The sequence below is a fragment of the Auraticoccus cholistanensis genome, assembly GCF_009742705.1.
Taxonomy (GTDB): domain Bacteria; phylum Actinomycetota; class Actinomycetes; order Propionibacteriales; family Propionibacteriaceae; genus Auraticoccus; species Auraticoccus cholistanensis.
Window position 1 is genome coordinate 402,714 of the sequence record NZ_WPCU01000004.1, and the last position, 15,778, is coordinate 418,491.

The window sequence follows — 15,778 nt, forward strand, 5'->3', positions numbered from 1 at the left end:
GCACGGTCGTTCCCCGGGTTTTCCGAGTGTGCAGAGGATAAGCGGCGCACGCCGCCAGCGCAACGACGAGATCGACGAGCAGAAGTTGGCGGAAGGGGTTGACCGGGTGGATCGAACGGTCCTAGCGTTCGGGAGGAAAACGTATTCCTCCCGTTCCGAAGGACCTCCCTGCATGAGCACTGCCGCTCCGACGACCGGCCCGGGTCTCAGCCCGGCCCGCCCCACCGAGTCCGCCACGGGGGTGAGCACCCCGCTGGGTCTGGACCGGGCCCGCATCACCGGAGGCTTCTGGCTCGACCGCCAGCAGGCGGTCAGCACCGGCATCCGCGCCGGCTACGAGCAGCTCGAGCGGGCCGGCAACCTGCAGAACCTGCGGATCGCCGCCGGCCAGGCCGAGGGAGAGGCCGTCGGTCCGATCTTCGCCGACTCCGACGTCTACAAGTGGCTGGAGGCGGTCGCCTGGGAGCTCGCCCGCGAGCCCGACGACGACCTGCTGGCCCTGCAGCGGGAGGTCACCGCCGTCGTCGCCGCGGCGCAGCAGGAGGACGGCTACCTCGACTCGGTGGTGCAGGTCCGCCTCGGCCCCGAGGGCCGCTACACCGACCTGCCCTGGAGCCACGAGCACTACTGCGCCGGTCACCTGATCCAGGCCGCGGTGGCCCAGGTGCGCTGCACCGGCGACCGCGAGCTGCTCGAGGTGGCGGTCCGGCTGGCCGACCACCTGGTGGCCACCTTCGGCGAGGACCGGCGCCACGACGTCGACGGCCACCCGGTGATCGAGATGGCGCTGGTCGAGCTGTACCGCGAGACCGGGAACCGGGACTACCTCGAGCTCGCCCGCTACTTCGTCGACGCCCGGGGCCACGGGCTGATGGCCTCCTACGGCAAGGAGCCCGCCTACTTCTCCGACCGGGTGCCGGTCCGCGAGGCCACCACCGTCGAGGGTCACGCGGTGCGCGCGGTCTACCTGACCGCCGGCGCGACCGACCTGGCCGCCGAGACCGGCGACGAGTCGCTGCTGACCACCCTGGACGGCCAGTTCGCCAACATGTGGGCCGCCAAGACCTACGTCACCGGCGGCTTCGGCTCCCGCTGGGACTACGAGGCCTTCGGCGAGCCCTACGAGCTGACCCCCGACCGGGCCTACGCCGAGACCTGCGCCTCCATCGGCGTGGTGCAGTGGGCGTGGCGGATGCTGCTGGCCACCGGACGCCCGTCCTACGGCGACGCGATCGAGCGGATCCTCTTCAACGGGTTCCTCGCCGGGGTGTCGCTCGGCGGTGCGGAGTACTTCTACGTCAACCCGCTGCAGCTGCGCGGCGGGTCCACCCCGGACGAGAACCGCAGCCCCGCGCACGGGCGTCGCGGCTGGTTCGCCTGCGCCTGCTGCCCGCCCAACGTGATGCGCACGATGGCGAGCCTGGCCGGGCTGCTGGCCAGCCGCTCCGAGGGTGCGCTGGAGGTGCACCAGTACGCCACCGCCAGCCTCGACGGCGGCGGCCTCGCCGTGGACGTCGTCACCGACTACCCGTGGACGCCCGAGATCCGCCTCACCGTCACCGCCGTCGACGACCCGGCCACCGAGCTGAGGCTGCGGGTGCCGGCCTGGGCCACCGGGGCCACCGTCTCGGTGCGCGGCGAGGAGCGTCCGGCCACGCCCGGCGGGTACGCGACGGTGAGCGCGGACTGGCGGGTGGGGGACGAGGTGGTGCTCACCCTGCCGCTGCAGGTCCGCACCGTCACCGCCCACCCGCGGGTGGACGCGGTGCGCGGCTGCGTGGCGCTGGAGCGGGGACCGCTGGTCTACACCTTCGAGCACGCCGACCAGCCGGCCGGCGTCGAGCTGGACGACATCGCGCTGCTGCCCGGTACCGCGCGGGCCGGCGAGCACCGCAGCGACCTGCTGGCCGGTGTCACCCCGTTGAACGCCCGCGGTCGCCACCTCACCGCCCCCGACGAGTACGCGGCCTGGCCGTGGCCCACCGACGGCGGCTCGCCGCGGGTGGGGGAGCCGGTCGACCTGGTGGCGGTGCCCTACTACGCCTGGGCCAACCGCGAGATCGACGCGATGCGGGTCTGGGTGCCCCTCGCCCCTGACGGGACCCCTGCATGAGCGGCCTCACGCGACGTCGGCTGCTGGCGCTGGCCGGCGCCGCCGGACTGGGCGGGGTGGCCGGGCTGACCGGCTGCAGCTCGGTGCTGCCGGCCCCCGACACCAGCGCACCGGGGTTCGGCGAGGACGCCACCGGCACCGTCCGGGTGTGGTGCCGGGCCGCCACCCAGGACGGGCTGACCTCGCTGGTGGAGCAGTTCAACGCCAGCCAGGACCGGCTCACCGTCGAGCTCACCCCGGTGCTGGACGCGCAGTACGTGACCAAGCTGGCCACCGCCATCCGCGGCGGCGAGGTGCCCGACCTGGTGGACATCGACGACATCAACTCGATGCTGTTCATCTACCGCGACGCGTTCACCGACCTCACCGACCTCATCGCCGAGCTGCCCTACGCCGACCAGCTGAGCCCCGGCCACCTGGGGCTGGCCACCCGCCACGACCGCGTCTACGGCGTGCCCTACCTGGCCGACAACTCGCTGCTGTGGTTCAACCTCGAGCTGTGCGAGGCCGCGGGGGTCGACCCCGACACGGCCGTGCAGGGCTTCGACCAGCTGCTCGACGCCGCCCGGGCCATCCGTGCGCTGGGCCCCGACACCTACGCCTGGAGCTTCCCCGGCAACAACACCGGCGCCCTCGGCTTCGTGGTGCAGCCCATGGTGTGGGCCGCCGGCACGGACTTCATCACCGGTGAGGTGGGGGCGCAGTCGGGCCACATCGTCGGCAACGACGCCGTCCGCGCGATGCTCGAGCTCTACCGGACGCTGTGGCAGGAGGACCTGGCCCCGCAGTCCTGCTTCTCCGACGACGCCAGCCGCTGGGGGAGCGACTTCCGCGGCGGGCGGATCGGGATGTTCCCCACCAACCTGGCGGTCGCCGTCACCAGCGCGGAGGACGACTTCCCCGACAAGATCACCTCCCGGCTGCTGCCCGGCCCCGACGGCGGCGGCTCCTTCTTCGACGGCGGGGACAACATGTGCATCCCGCGCGGGGCGCGCAACGCCTCCGGGGCCTGGCAGTTCGTCAAGTACGCCCTCGACCTGCCGCAGCAGTTCGACCTGCCGGCCGGCGGCTACACCCCGGTGCGGGCCGACGTCGCCGACGACCGCTTCCGCGAGACCTACCCGCACGCCAGCGTGCCGCTGGACAACCTCCACGCCGGCTACGCCCCGTCCACGCTCGCCTACAACCTGATCTACAACCAGCCGGACGGTCCCTGGCTGTCGATGTTCCGCCGCGCCGTCTTCGACGGCGACCTCGAGGGGGCGCTGGTCCAGGGCCAGCAGGGCTGGGACGCGATCCTGAGCCAGGCCCAGGTATGACCCGCCCGACCGGACACCGTCGTCCACCCACGGAAGGGGTGCACCCGTGAGCAGTGCCACCACGTCCGCCCTCGGCGCGGCCACCGCCGAGCCGGTCGCCCGCAGCCGGACCCGCGGCCACCGGTCGCTGACCCACCCGACCCGCACCGGCGTGGTGCTGGTCGGCCCGGCCGTCGCCTTCGTCAGCGTCTTCGTGCTGCTGCCGCTGCTGTTCGCCGTGGTCATCTCGCTGACCAACTGGCCGCTGATCGGCACCGTGGAGTGGATCGGGCTGGAGAACTACACCCGGGCGCTCGGCGACGCCGGCTTCGCCCGGGCGATCGGCTACACCCTGCTGTACACCGCCATCGTCACCGCACCCATCTTCCTGCTGGGCTACTTCATGGCGGTGCTGGTGCGGGCCCGGCGCCGCGGCGTCACCGCGCTGCGGACGATCCTGTTCCTGCCCTACGTGGTCGGTCTGTCCACGCTGAGCTTCATGCTGGTGCTGGAGGCCCAGCCCGGCAGCGGCGCGGTGAACCTCGTGCTGGCCCGGCTCGGCCTCACCGACGGCCAGACGGCCTGGCTGGTGGACGGCAACCTGGCCACCGGGCTGATCTCGGCGCTGGTGATCTGGGCGGTGCCCGGGCTGACCATGATGCTGCTGATGTCGGCGATGCAGGGCATCCCGTCGGAGGTCTACGAGTCCGCGTCCCTGGACGGCGCGGGCTGGTGGTCGCAGGAGCTGCTGATCACCGTCCCGCTGCTGCGCCGCACGATCGCGATGTGCCTGATCATCTCGGTGATCGGCTCCTTCCTCGCCTTCACCCAGTTCTACGTGCTGACCAAGGGCGGGCCGGGATCGGCCACCACGACGGTGGTGCAGTACATCTACAACCGGGCCTTCATCCAGCTGCAGCTCGGTTCGGCCACCGCGCTGTCGATCCTGCTGGTCGTGGTGGTGGGTCTGGTCACCGCCGCCCAGTTCTGGCTGCTCCGAGAGAGGGACTGACCCATGGCGACCGTGACCGTGCCGGTGCCGGTGCACAACGACCGCGGCGAGACCGGGATCAAGCGGGGGCTCTACCTCGTGGGGGCGGTGCTGGCGGTGATCGTCTTCCTCACCCCGCTGCTGTGGTCCTCGTTCCGCTCGGTGCAGCCGAACTCGGTGATCATCGGCGAGAGCGGCGGCTTCTTCTCCCTCACCGTGGAGAACTTCGCCGGTCTGGCCGGGCAGACCCAGCTGCTGCGCGCGGTGGGCAACAGCCTGCTGGTGTCGGTGAGCACGGCGGTGCTGACCGCGCTGGTCGCCACGATGGCCGGCTACGGCTTCGCCCGGTTCCGCTTCCGGGGTGTCGCCGTGCTGTTCGCGCTGGTGGTGATCACGATGATGGTGCCCTTCCAGGCGATCCTGACCCCGCTGTACCTGCAGATGAACGTGATGCGGCTGACCGACAGCCTGCTCGGGCTGGTGCTCTTCTACACCACGGTGAACCTGCCGTTCGGGGTCTTCGTGATGCGCAACGCCTTCGCCGCGGTGCCCCGCGAGCTCGAGGACTCCGCGCACGTCGACGGGGCGGGGACGACGCGGATGATCGTGTCGGTGCTGCGTCCGCTGGTGGTGCCGGGAGCGGCCACCGTGGCCCTCTACGCCTTCCTCTCGGCCTGGACCGAGTTCCTCGGCGCGCTGACCTTCCTGACCAGCCAGGAGCTGTACACCCTGCCCGTGGCGCTGGTGAACGTGCAGAGCGGTGCCTACGGCGAGGTGAACTTCGGCTTCCTGGTCGCAGGGGCGGTGGTGGCGATGATCCCGTGCATCGTGCTCTACGTGGCGCTGCAGCGCTTCTACGTCTCGGGCCTGGCGTCCGGGGCGGTCAAGGGCTAGCTCGCGACGGCGCTGCCGAGGACGTGCGGGGTGGCCGGCAGCCACGGGCCGGTGGCCGGGAACGGGAAGGACCGCACCTGCTGCACCGCCAGCCCGGCGGCCTCCAGGTCGGCGACCGGGTCGGTGGCGGTGCGGCAGCCGCCGGCCAGCAGCGGCCACAGGGTGGCGTCGGCCAGCCGTTGCAGGTGTCGGCGTCCGGGGGTGCTGGCGAGGGTGTGCTCGAGGAAGCGCAGCGTGCCGCCGGGGCGCAGCACCCGGACCAGCTCGGCCAGCGCGCGGCGCCGCCCGGCGACCGAGCACAGCGTGAGGCAGAGCACCGCCCCGTCGACGCTGTCGTCGGGCAGCGGCAGCAGCTCCGCCCGACCCGCGAGCACCGTGACCGGTGTGCCCGCCCGGGCGGCGGCGGTGGTGGCCAGGGCCCGCAGCCGCGGCTCGGGCTCGACGGCCACGACCCGGCGGACCGCGGGCGGGTAGTGGGCGAAGTTCAGCCCGTTGCCGGCGCCGACCTCCACCACCTCACCGGTCAGCGGGGCCAGCAGCTCGGTGCGCAGCCCGGCCATCCCCGCCGCCTCCAGCCCGGGGCTGAGCCGGGCGTACTGGCGCGCGAAGAAGGGCCGGGGCAGGTCGTCCCGGGCAGGGGTCATGGCTCACCTCCGGAGCTCGTCGGAGGTCCAGGCTGCCACGCCCTGGGATCGTGTCCGCCGTGGCTGCCGGACACCGCGACACGCCGCGCCACGCCGGCCGTGACCGCGACGACATACAGCCGTCAGGGGTGGGCGGGGGCGAGGGGCCTCGGAGGAGGTCAGGCGCGGGGTGCGGCCTCGATCTGGGCCGCCGACGGGTTCTCGCGGACGTCGTCGCCGATCTCGTACATCGAGGTCATCCAGTGGTGGAAGTTGTCGCCGCGGTCGCGGAGCAGCGTGTAGAGCCGCTCCATCAGCCGCTGCCTGACCCCGGCGAGCGCCTCGTCGCGGTAGCGGTTGACCAGCTCGTCCGGGTCCTCGTCGAGGTCGTAGAGCTCGTTGACCGAGTCGGGGTTGACCACCAGCTTGTACCGGTCGGTGCGCAGCATCCGCTGCGGGTACGGGAAGTGGTGGCCGTGGAACTCGCAGACGAGGTCCTCGGGCCAGTCGACGTCCTCACCGCGCACCAGCGGGAGCAGGCTGCGGGAGTCGACCGCCGGCGTGGGGTCGCAGCCGGCCAGCTCGAGGATGGTGGCGGTGCAGTCGGTCAGGCTGACGAGCTCCGGGCGCACCTGCCCGGCCGGGGCGCCCGGCACCCGGATGATGCCGGGGATGCGGTAGATGTCCTCGTACATCGCCGGGCCCTTGTCGTGCAGCCGGTGGGCGCCGGTGAACTCGCCGTGGTCGGCGGTGAAGAACACGGCCGTCGAGTCGGTCAGCCCCAGCTCGTCGAAGGCGTCCAGCACGCGTCCGATCTGCTCGTCGATCAGCGTGACGTAGCCCCAGTAGACCGCGATCAGCTTGCGGCTGTCGGCCTCGCTCATGGTGTCGAAGGCCCAGTGGGCGCTGTAGTTCTGCTGCACCGGCGGCTTGCCCGCGAAGGTCTCGGCCACCGAGGCCGGCAGCTCGACCAGCTCGGGGTCGTAGCGGTCGAAGTAGGCGTCGGGGATGACGTAGGGCAGGTGCGGGCCGAAGAGGTGCAACGACAGGTGGAACGGCTCGCCGGTCTCGGCGAAGCGCCGGGCCATCTCGATCGCGCGGGTGGCCAGGTAGGCCTCGAAGGTGGCCTCCACCGGCTGGTGCAGCCGCGCGGCGAGCAGGTTGCCCGGCCGGCCGTTGGGCATGGTGCCGCGCATCTCGTCGCTGATCGCGTACGGCGGGAGGTCGCGCTCGGCCAGGTAGGCGAGGTAGTCGGGGTGGTCGACGGGGTTGTGCCAGCCGGGCAGGTCGGGGCCCTCGAAGCCGAAGTCGGCGGCGTCACGCTCCGTCCCGGTGTGCCACTTGCCCAGCAGCCCGCACGAGTAGCCCGCCTCCCGCAGCGCCTGCGGGAAGGAGAAGGTGCCGGCGGGCAGGTCCTCCAGGTAGCCGACGTTGCGCTCCTGGTTGGCAAGCAGCTTGTGCCGGAACGGGGACTGGCCGGTGAGCAGGCTGGCCCGGGCCGGTGTGCAGATGGCCGTCGGGGTGTACCAGCGGTCGAACCGCGTCCCCGTCGCGGCCAGCCGGTCCAGGTTCGGGGTGGCGACGACCGGGTTGCCGTAGCAGCCGAGGGTGTCCACCCGGTGCTGGTCGGTCATCAGGAAGAGGATGTTCGTCCTCATGAGGCGTCTCGGTCCGTTCCGGGAGGGGGCGGGGGAGGGGGTGACAGCTCGGGGTAGCTGGCCAGCAGCGGCGAGGAGTGCAGCACGGCGGCGACCGCACCCAGGGCGCCGTCCTCGTCGCCGAGCTGGGCCGTCCGGATGGTGGGCGCGACCTGCGGCATGGGCAGCAGCTCCCAGCTGATGGTGGCCTGCGCCTGCGCCAGCAGCGCGGGTGCGAGGTGGACGACCTCGCCGCCGACGACGACCTCGGCCGGGTTGAGGGCGACGGCCAGCGTGCCCAGCACGCGTCCCAGCGCCTCGCCCGCGTCGCGGAGGATGCGGTCCACCACGGGGTCGGCCCGCCCGACGGCCTCGGCCAGCTCGGCCAGGGTGCTGACCCGGACGCCCTCCTCCTCGCAGCGGGCGAGCAGGGAGGGCACGGAGGCGATGGTCTCGAGGCAGCCGCGCTTGCCGCAGCGGCAGTCCGGGCCGTCCAGCCGGACCGAGATGTGGCCGAGCTCGCCGGCGAAGCCCGCGGACCCGGTGACCAGCCGGCCCTGCACCACCAGACCGCCGCCGACGCCGTCGGCGAGGCGGACGTAGAGCAGGTCGCCCGTCTCCGCGCCGCTGCCCCAGATCGCCTCGGCCAGGGCGGCGAAGCGGGTGTTGTTGTCCACCATCACCGGGACGCCGAACCGCTCGCCGAAGCGGGCGCGGACGAAGTCGCTGGAGGTCTCGGCCGGCTCGGTGTCGCCCGGCGGCGGGGCGGGCAACCGGGGTGAGAACGGGCCGGGGAAGCCGATGCTGACCGCCTGGACCCCGGCGAGCTCGACCCGGTCGTCCTCGGCGAGCTCGTCCAGCAGCGCGAAGGCCCGGTCGACGCGGGTGGGCCAGTCGGAGTCGCCGGCGTAGCTGCGCGCCCCGGAGGCGACCACCTCGTGGGAGGCGTCCACCACCACGACGTGCACCCGGCGGTGACCGAAGTCCACGCCCACCAGCTGCCCGGAGAGCGGGTTCAGCGCCAGCCGCTGGGCCGGTCGTCCGCGGCCGCTGCGGGCCGGAGCCAGCCGGTGCGCGGCGGACTCCTCCACCACCACGAGCACGGCCCGCGACTGCAGGTCGGCGGTGATCTCGGAGATGGTCGCGCGGGAGAGCCCCACCCGCTCGGCCAGCTGGGCGCGACTCAGCGGCCCCGACACCCTCAGGGCGTCGACGACCCTCTGCTCGTGGCCGCGGCGCAGCGCCTGCAGCCCGCTGTCCGCCGGCATGTGCCCCACTCTAGGGTGCGCGTCGTTTTCCATCAACACATCGACACATGTGCTGACGCATTAATGTCGAAGCCTTGACGGAAGTCGCGCGAATTGCCTACCGTCGTGCCCGTCGCACCACGTCCTGGACAAAGGGGTTCTCCGATGAACGATCCGCTCGCCGCGCGTCCCGCTGCCGCCCTGAGCCGTCGCCGCCTGCTCGCCGGGGCCGGGCTGGCCACCGGCGCCGTCGCGGCCGGCCCCCTGCTCAGCGCCTGCACCGGGTCCGGCGACCCGGCCGCCCCGGTGGCCAGCGGTGGCGGCGCCGAGACCGGCACCGTGCAGTGGTGGGACCAGTTCCGCCCCCTCACCGCCACCTTCGACAGCAAGCTCTTCCGCCCCTTCGAGGCGGCCCACCCGGGGGTCACGATCGAGCGGCGCGAGATGGACGGCCCCGCCCTCGGCGAGGCGCTGCAGCTGGCCCGCCGCAGCAACCAGTCCCCCGACGTGCACTCCCTCGCCGGGCTGGACGGCACGCCGGCCGCCCTGGTGGCCAACGGGTGGTTCCAGCCCATCGACGACTTCGTCGACGTGGCGGCGCTGCCCATCGCCGACCAGCTGCTCGAGGGCATCCACCGCTTCGACGGCAGGCTCTACTCGCTGCCGGTCTTCAGCGGACGCTGGCACGACGCCGTCCCGTGGTCGAACCGCACGCTGCTGGAGCGGGCGGGGGTCGACCCGGCCGCGGACCCGGGCAGCTGGGACGACTTCCGCGCGACCATGCGTCAGCTGCGGGACGGGCTGCCGGACGGTGCCTCGGCGTTGGTCGTGCCCAGCAAGGTCCCCTCCTACCTCCAGCAGCTGGTGGAGCGGCTGGCCATGTCGGCCGGTGCGGTGGGTGCCGTCGACCCGTCGACCGGTGAGTACGCCTACGCCAGCCAGCCCTACCTGGACGCCATGGAGCTGCTGGTGTCGCTGCAGGCCGACGGCGTCGTCCACCCGGCCTCGGCCTCGATGGACACCCGCGACGCCCGGGCGCGCTGGGCGGCCGGCGAGGCGGCGGTGTACCTGTGGGGCCCCTGGTTCATCGGCGGCCTCAAGGTCAACGAGCCCGAGGCCATCGAGCAGGGGGTGGGGGTGTGGCACATCCCGACGCCCGACGGCGGCGCCCCGGTCATCTACAGCCCGCCTCCCGGTGGCACCTTCTGGGTGTCGGCCCAGGCGCGGCTGCCGAGGCTCGGGGCGCAGGTGATGGCCGCCATGCTGGAGCCCGAGTTCATGCGCACCCTCGCCGGCGCCATGGACCAGCCGCCGGTGCTCGACGAGCTGGTGGCCGAGGCCGACGTCGAGGAGGCCTACCGCACCAACATCGAGTACATGGCCAGCGACGTCCGCACCGCACCGCAGCCGCAGGTCCGCAACCCCGACGTGGCCCGCGTGCAGGCCGAGATGCGCGACGTCCACCCGAACCTGGGCGAGATCGCCCAGGCGGTCCTCACCGGCTCGACCTCGGACTACGCCTCCGCCCTGCGGACGCTCAGCGACCAGCTCACCGCCGAACGGGACCGGGCCGTCGAGGCGGTCAGCGGTGACGGGGCCGCGGTCGGCGTGGAGGACTGGGTCTTCAGCGACTGGCAGCCGGGTCAGGACTGGACCCCGTGACCACGGCCCCCACCCCGGCGGTCCCGGCCGGGCCGTCCGCAGCCGATGCGGTGGTCCGGCGGCCGGCCCCCTCGTTCTGGGTGCGGCTGCGACGCAGCTGGTGGATCTACCTGTTCCTGCTGCCGACCTTCCTCGGCTACGGCGCCTACACGGTCTACCCGCTGCTGGCCAGCTGGTGGTACGCGCTGCTGGACTGGCCCGGCTTCGCCCTGCGGGGCACGTTCGTCGGTCTGGACAACTTCCGGATGCTGCTGACCGACGACCTGTTCTGGAACGCCTTCGCCAACTCGATGCTGTTCCTGGTGATCGCGGTGCCGCTGCGCGTCGGCGGGGCGCTGCTGCTGGCGCTGGTGCTCAACAGCCGGTTCGCGCCGATGCGGAGCCTGTTCCGGACGCTGATCTTCCTGCCGGTCGTCACCACCAGCGCCATCGTGGGCGTCGTCTTCACCCTGATCCTGGACGCCGGCGGCCCGGTGAACACCGCCCTGGTGTCGATGGCGCTGCTGGAGTCACCGGTGAACTTCGCGGCGAACTCCGGCACCTCGCTGGTCACCGTGGTGGCGGTCTGGGTCTGGAAGTGGCTGGGGATCACGATGATCTACTGGCTGGCCGCGCTGCAGACCATCCCGCCGGAGATCGGCGAGGCGGCCCGGATGGACCGGGCGTCGGTGTGGCAGGAGTTCCGCCACATCACGCTGCCGATGCTGGTGCCGTTCCTGGTCATCATCACCCTCATCGACGTCATCAGCGCCCTCAACGTCTTCGACCTAGCGGTCACCCTGACCGGGGGCGGGCCCGCGTTCTCGTCCGAGGTGATGGAGATCTTCATCTACCGCACCGCCTTCCAGGCCACCGTCCCCGAGCTGGGCTACGCCTCCGCGGCGGCGGTCCTCTTCGGGCTGATGACCATGGCCCTGGCCCTGGCCCAGGGACTCGGCGTCCGTGCCGTCCGCAGGAGGCAGTCATGACCACGACCCCGCTCGCCGTGGCACCCGGGACGAGCCCGGCCGCCGCCGCCGGCCGGCCATCCCGACGCGGTGGCCCCCGCCGCAGCCGGGTGCTGACCGGGTGCGTGCTCGCCGTCTTCTGCGCCATCTGGGTGTACCCGTTCGTGTGGCTGCTGTCGGCGTCGCTCAAGACCCCGGGTGAGATCTTCGGCAAGGGGTTGTCGCTGCTGCCGGACCGGCTGGTGTGGGAGAACTACGCCCGGGCCTGGAACGAGGTGGGCTTCTCCGACTACATGCTCAACTCGGTGCTCATCACCGTGGGCACGGTGCTGCTGGTGGTGGTGCGCAGCGCCCTGGCCGGCTACGTGCTGGGCCGGGCCGACTTCCCGGGCAAGAAGGGCATCATGGCGGTCTTCCTCATCACCTTCTTCCTGCCCGAGGGGTACACGATCATCCCGATCACCCAGCTGACCGACCAGCTGGGTTTGCTCAACACCCACCTCGGCGTGATCCTCGGTCTCGGCGCCGGTGGTCAGGTGGCCGCCACCCTGCTCTACGCCGGCTACTTCCGCAGCCTGCCCAAGGAGCTGGAGGAGTGCGCGCGCGTCGACGGGGCCGGACCGCTGACCATCTTCTTCACGGTGATGCTGCCGCTGGCCGTGCCGGTCACCGCCACCGTCGTCATCCTGCAGTTCCTCAACGCCTGGAACGCCTACCTGCTGCCCCTCGTCTTCACCCTCAGCCAGCCAGACCTGCGCACGCTGGCCGTCGGCATGACGGCGTTCAGCGGCGAGTACGGCACCGACTACACGGGACTCGCCGCGGCCGCGGTGATCTCGCTGGCGCCAGTGCTCGCCGTCTTCGTCGCCCTGCAGCGGCAGTTCGTCGACAGCATCGCCGGCGCCGTCAAGCAGTGACCACCCCGTCCGAGCCCAGCACGACCCGACCCGCACTCCCGGAGGACCGATGACCTGCCAGGCCCAGCTCGACCTGTCCAGCACGCCGCTGCCGCAGCCGATCGACCGCAACATCTACGGCCACTTCCTGGAGTCGGCCTTCTACGGCAACATCGAGGGCGGCGTCCTGGACGAGGGGTCGCCGCTGGCCGTCGCCGACGACGGGCCGTTGCAGGGCTGCCGGGCCGACGTGCTGGAGGCCTGCGCGGAGCTGGGGGTCCCGGTGCTGCGCTGGCCCGGTGGCAACTTCACCTCGCCGTACTGGTGGCGGGACGGCACGGGCCCCCGGGACCGGCGCCCTCGCCGGCTGGAGCTGGCCTGGGGCTCGGAGGAGAGCAACCGGTTCGGCACCCCGGAGTTCCTCGCCTGGGCCGACGCGGTGGGTGCCGAGCCGTACCTGGCGCACTCCTGCCGCGACGTGGACGACGCCGTCCGCTGGGTGGAGTACACGAACTACCGGGGCACCACCGAGATGGCCCGGCTCCGCGCCGAGGACGGGCACCCCGAGCCGTACGGCGTGCGCTACTGGGGCCTGGGCAACGAGGTCTACGGGCCCTGGCAGATGGGTCACCGCCCGGTCGGCCGCTACGTCGAGGACGCCCGGGAGCACGCCCGGTTCATGCGCGCGGTGGACCCGTCGCTCAGCTTCGTCGCCGTCGGCTGGGACCGGGAGGAGTGGACCGACGCCGTGGTCGCCGGGCTCGGCGAGGTCGCGGACTACGTGTCGGTGCACCACTACGGCGCCAGCCTGCACCTGGTCGACCCCAGCGTGGCCGAGTTCGAGGCGGTGGTCGGTCAGTCGCTGTTCTTCGAGCGGGCCCTGGTCTCCTACTCCCAGCTGGTGGCCGAGGCGGCCGAGCGCCACGGCGTCGGACGGCCCCCGGCGATCGCCATGGACGAGTGGAACATGCGCCACCTCGAACCGGCGTCGTGGCCGGAGCCCCAGCCCGGCGCGGACGGCGGGGTCGCCCCGCGCGAGCTGACCGAGCCGGGGGAGGAGACGCCCCGCCGGGTGAACCGGCACAGCCCGCGGACGCTGGCCGACGCGCTGTTCTACGCAGGCGTGTTCCACGCCATGCACCGGACGGCGCAGCTGCCCGTACCGGTCGCGATGGCCAACACCGTGAACCTGGTCAACGCCAACGGGCTGCTCAACGTGCGTCCCGAGGGCCTGGTGCGCACCACCACCTACTTCGTCTGGGACCTCTACCAGAACCACTTCGGCACCCGCCCCACCGCGGTCGGGCTGCGGGCGCCGTCACGCTGGGCGCAGGCCAGGCTCAGCGACGAGCGCCGGCTGCGCGGCGAGCTGCTGACCGCGCCCACCACCGTGCCGGACCTGGACGTCTCGGCCGCGCTGAGCGAGGACGGCTCCCGGCTCACCGTGGCGGTGATCAACCGCTCCCCGGACACCGACCTCACCACCCAGCTCACCCTCGACGGCCGCACCGACCGGCTGCCGGGGACCGTCGAGGTGCGGACGCTCGGCGCGGACGCCGACGACCTCTTCGCGGTCAACACCATCGACGACCCCGGACGCGTCACGCTCAGCCCGGCCCGCACCGTCGAGCTCGACCAGGCACGCATGACCTTCGGCGCGCACAGCATCACGCTGCTCACGTTCGACCTCCGCTGAGCTCGACCCATGCGGCGTCCCAGTCCACCGCCCCGGCGGTGGGCAGGTCGTCGTCGGACGGGTCGGGGCCTCCCGCCCAGTCGTCCTCGGGTGGCTCGACGTCGACGAGGTGGGCCAGCCACGCAGCCCAGTCCTCGTCCGTGGCGGTGCCGGGTCCCTCGTGCGGACCGCGTCCGGAACCGGGCGGCTGCTGCTGCGGTGGGCAGACCGGCGGTGGAGGGGGCGCGGGTGTGCCGTGGGTGCGCCGGGCGAGGATCCGGTGGTGCACCAGCGGTTCCCGACGGGGGTCGACCCAGCTGGGTGGCGTCCACTGCGGGAGGCCGTCCTCGCCGATCCGCACCTGCCACCCCCGTCCCAGGTGGTGACGATGGTGGTAGCGGCAGAGCAGCGTCAGGTTGCTCAGGTCGGTGGGACCGCCGTGCGACCACTCGGTGACGTGGTGGCGCTCGCACCACTGCGGCGCCCGGTCGCAGCCGGGGAAGGAGCAGCCGCCGTCCCGGGCGATGAGCGCCACGGTCTGCGCCGGGCTGGCCAGCCGGCGGCTGCGGCCGAGTCGCAGCGGTACTCCCGCGCCGTCGACCACGGCGGCCCAGACGTCGGCGCCGCCGGCGAGCTGGGAGAGGTCGCGGACCGGCAGCGCGCTGCCGTCGGCCAGCCGGGCCAGACCCGTCCGGGTGCGCAGCTGCTCCTCGGTGCAGGTCACCACGACGGTGGCGGGGGTGCCGCCCGAGGCCGGGAGGGCGCCCGCGCGCAGCAGCAGGTCGCACGCCTCGTCCAGGGCGTCGGCCATCCGCTGCCCGTGGTCGCGGGTGTCGACCAGCGGCTCCCCGGCGTCGCCGCCGGGTTCTCCGCCCTCGCCCGACCTTCCCACTCCGGCCGCGTCACCTCGGACCAGCCGGGCACTGCGGTCGCCGGCGAGCGACTGCAGCACCGTCCTGAGCTTCGCCCCGCAGGCGGCGGTCAGCTCGAACTCGCCCGCCCACATGCTGTCCCTGCGCTGCCGCAGCCGGAGGAACCGGCGTCGCTGCTGGCTCTCGTCATCGGGTACGGCGCCGTCCGGGTCGACCACCTCGAGGAGGTGGTCGGCGATCTGGCGCAGCCGCGGCGGGTCGAACTCGCGGGCGTAGCGCGTGAGCGTGCACTCCGCCCGCGTGACGACCTCCGGGTCGAGGACGCGGCGCTCCAGCCGGTCGAGCGCGGTCAGCACCACCTGGGTGTGCTCGGCCGAGATGCTGCCGTCCGACCGCGCCGCCGCGAGCTCCGCGCGCAGCGGCGGCAGCGGCTCACCCGTCGTGGTGGTGCGGGGGCTCAGCGCGTCGGCGGCGGCTACCCGGCGGGCGGCCTCGCCGGGGGAGAGGCGCAGCAGCCGGGCGAGCCACGTGCTGGTCCGGCGTTGGCAGTGGCGCTCGGGCAGCTCGCGGGCCGCCGCCTCCGTCAGGACGGCGCTCTCGGCCACCGCGACCCGGTTGCGCACCTGCTCCAGGCGGCGCAGCAGACCGACCACGGTGTCGTCGTCGAGCCGCGCGAGGGAGGCGGCGTCGCCGGCGGCCAGCACCGCGTCCACGGCCGCGGCGAGCCCGTCCAGCGCGCCCGTCACCTCGCCGACCCCCTGGGTCGTCGCGGTGTCTGCGCCGGCTGCCATGCTGCTAGAGTAATCGAACAGATGTTCGAATACAAGGGTCGGCAGCGTCCCCGTCCGACGGGATTGGGGATGCGCCTCCCGTTTGACAGAATGACGCGGGCGGCAGCGCTGCCCCGTGACCCGTACCCAGCC

At 73.0% G+C, this 15,778-nt stretch carries 12 protein-coding genes; 8 read left to right on the forward strand and 4 right to left on the reverse strand.

Going from position 1 to position 15,778, the window contains the following annotated elements; all coding sequences use genetic code 11:
• The first annotated feature begins 172 nt into the window (after positions 1–172).
• Genes GC722_RS04340 through GC722_RS04355 form a run of 4 tightly spaced genes read left to right on the forward strand, consistent with a single transcriptional unit; the run spans position 173 to position 5,296 of the window.
• Positions 173–2,113 (forward strand): glycoside hydrolase family 127 protein, encoded by a 1,941-nt coding sequence (locus GC722_RS04340; protein ID WP_156608252.1) that lies wholly within the window; start codon positions 173–175, stop codon positions 2,111–2,113.
• Positions 2,110–3,432 carry an extracellular solute-binding protein gene (locus GC722_RS04345; RefSeq protein WP_156608254.1) on the forward strand — a complete coding sequence of 441 codons (1,323 nt, stop codon included), beginning with the start codon at positions 2,110–2,112 and terminating at the stop codon, positions 3,430–3,432. The genes GC722_RS04340 and GC722_RS04345 overlap by 4 nt, the downstream gene beginning before the upstream one ends.
• Before the next feature lie 46 nt (positions 3,433–3,478).
• Positions 3,479–4,423, forward strand: coding sequence for a carbohydrate ABC transporter permease (locus GC722_RS18110; RefSeq protein ID WP_197429774.1), 945 nt, complete (start codon positions 3,479–3,481; stop codon positions 4,421–4,423).
• Positions 4,424–4,426: 3 nt separating this feature from the next.
• Positions 4,427–5,296, forward strand: coding sequence for a carbohydrate ABC transporter permease (locus tag GC722_RS04355; protein ID WP_156608256.1), 870 nt, complete (start codon positions 4,427–4,429; stop codon positions 5,294–5,296).
• On the opposite strand, the gene GC722_RS04360 is transcribed toward GC722_RS04355, so the two are convergent.
• From GC722_RS04360 to GC722_RS04370, 3 genes are all read right to left on the reverse strand, one after another.
• Positions 5,293–5,940, reverse strand: a complete 648-nt coding sequence (locus GC722_RS04360) for a class I SAM-dependent methyltransferase (RefSeq protein ID WP_156608258.1) — start codon at positions 5,938–5,940, stop codon at positions 5,293–5,295. The genes GC722_RS04355 and GC722_RS04360 overlap by 4 nt on opposite strands.
• A gap of 158 nt (positions 5,941–6,098) precedes the next feature.
• Positions 6,099–7,577 (reverse strand): sulfatase-like hydrolase/transferase, encoded by a 1,479-nt coding sequence (locus GC722_RS04365; RefSeq protein WP_156608260.1) that lies wholly within the window; start codon positions 7,575–7,577, stop codon positions 6,099–6,101.
• Positions 7,574–8,824, reverse strand: coding sequence for an ROK family transcriptional regulator (locus GC722_RS04370; protein ID WP_156608263.1), 1,251 nt, complete (start codon positions 8,822–8,824; stop codon positions 7,574–7,576). Before GC722_RS04370 ends, GC722_RS04365 begins: the two co-directional genes overlap by 4 nt.
• A 144-nt stretch (positions 8,825–8,968) precedes the next feature.
• On the opposite strand from GC722_RS04370, the gene GC722_RS04375 reads away from it, so the two are divergent.
• The 4 genes from GC722_RS04375 to GC722_RS04390 are packed head-to-tail and all read left to right on the forward strand — an operon-like array spanning position 8,969 to position 14,004.
• Positions 8,969–10,465, forward strand: coding sequence for an ABC transporter substrate-binding protein (locus GC722_RS04375; protein ID WP_156608265.1), 1,497 nt, complete (start codon positions 8,969–8,971; stop codon positions 10,463–10,465).
• Positions 10,462–11,433: a carbohydrate ABC transporter permease gene (locus GC722_RS18115; protein ID WP_156608268.1), complete on the forward strand. Its 972-nt coding sequence runs from the start codon at positions 10,462–10,464 to the stop codon at positions 11,431–11,433. The genes GC722_RS04375 and GC722_RS18115 overlap by 4 nt, the downstream gene beginning before the upstream one ends.
• On the forward strand, positions 11,430–12,329 hold the full coding sequence (locus tag GC722_RS04385; protein ID WP_156608269.1) for a carbohydrate ABC transporter permease: 900 nt from the start codon (positions 11,430–11,432) through the stop codon (positions 12,327–12,329). The genes GC722_RS18115 and GC722_RS04385 overlap by 4 nt, the downstream gene beginning before the upstream one ends.
• A gap of 49 nt (positions 12,330–12,378) precedes the next feature.
• The gene (locus GC722_RS04390) at positions 12,379–14,004 is read left to right on the forward strand and encodes an alpha-L-arabinofuranosidase C-terminal domain-containing protein (RefSeq protein ID WP_156608272.1); all 1,626 of its coding nucleotides are present in this window, start codon (positions 12,379–12,381) and stop codon (positions 14,002–14,004) included.
• Here the strand turns inward: GC722_RS04390 and GC722_RS04395 are convergent.
• Positions 13,985–15,646, reverse strand: a complete 1,662-nt coding sequence (locus tag GC722_RS04395) for an HNH endonuclease signature motif containing protein (protein WP_156608274.1) — start codon at positions 15,644–15,646, stop codon at positions 13,985–13,987. The two genes, GC722_RS04390 and GC722_RS04395, sit on opposite strands and share 20 nt — an antisense overlap.
• Positions 15,647–15,778: the final 132 nt, after the last annotated feature.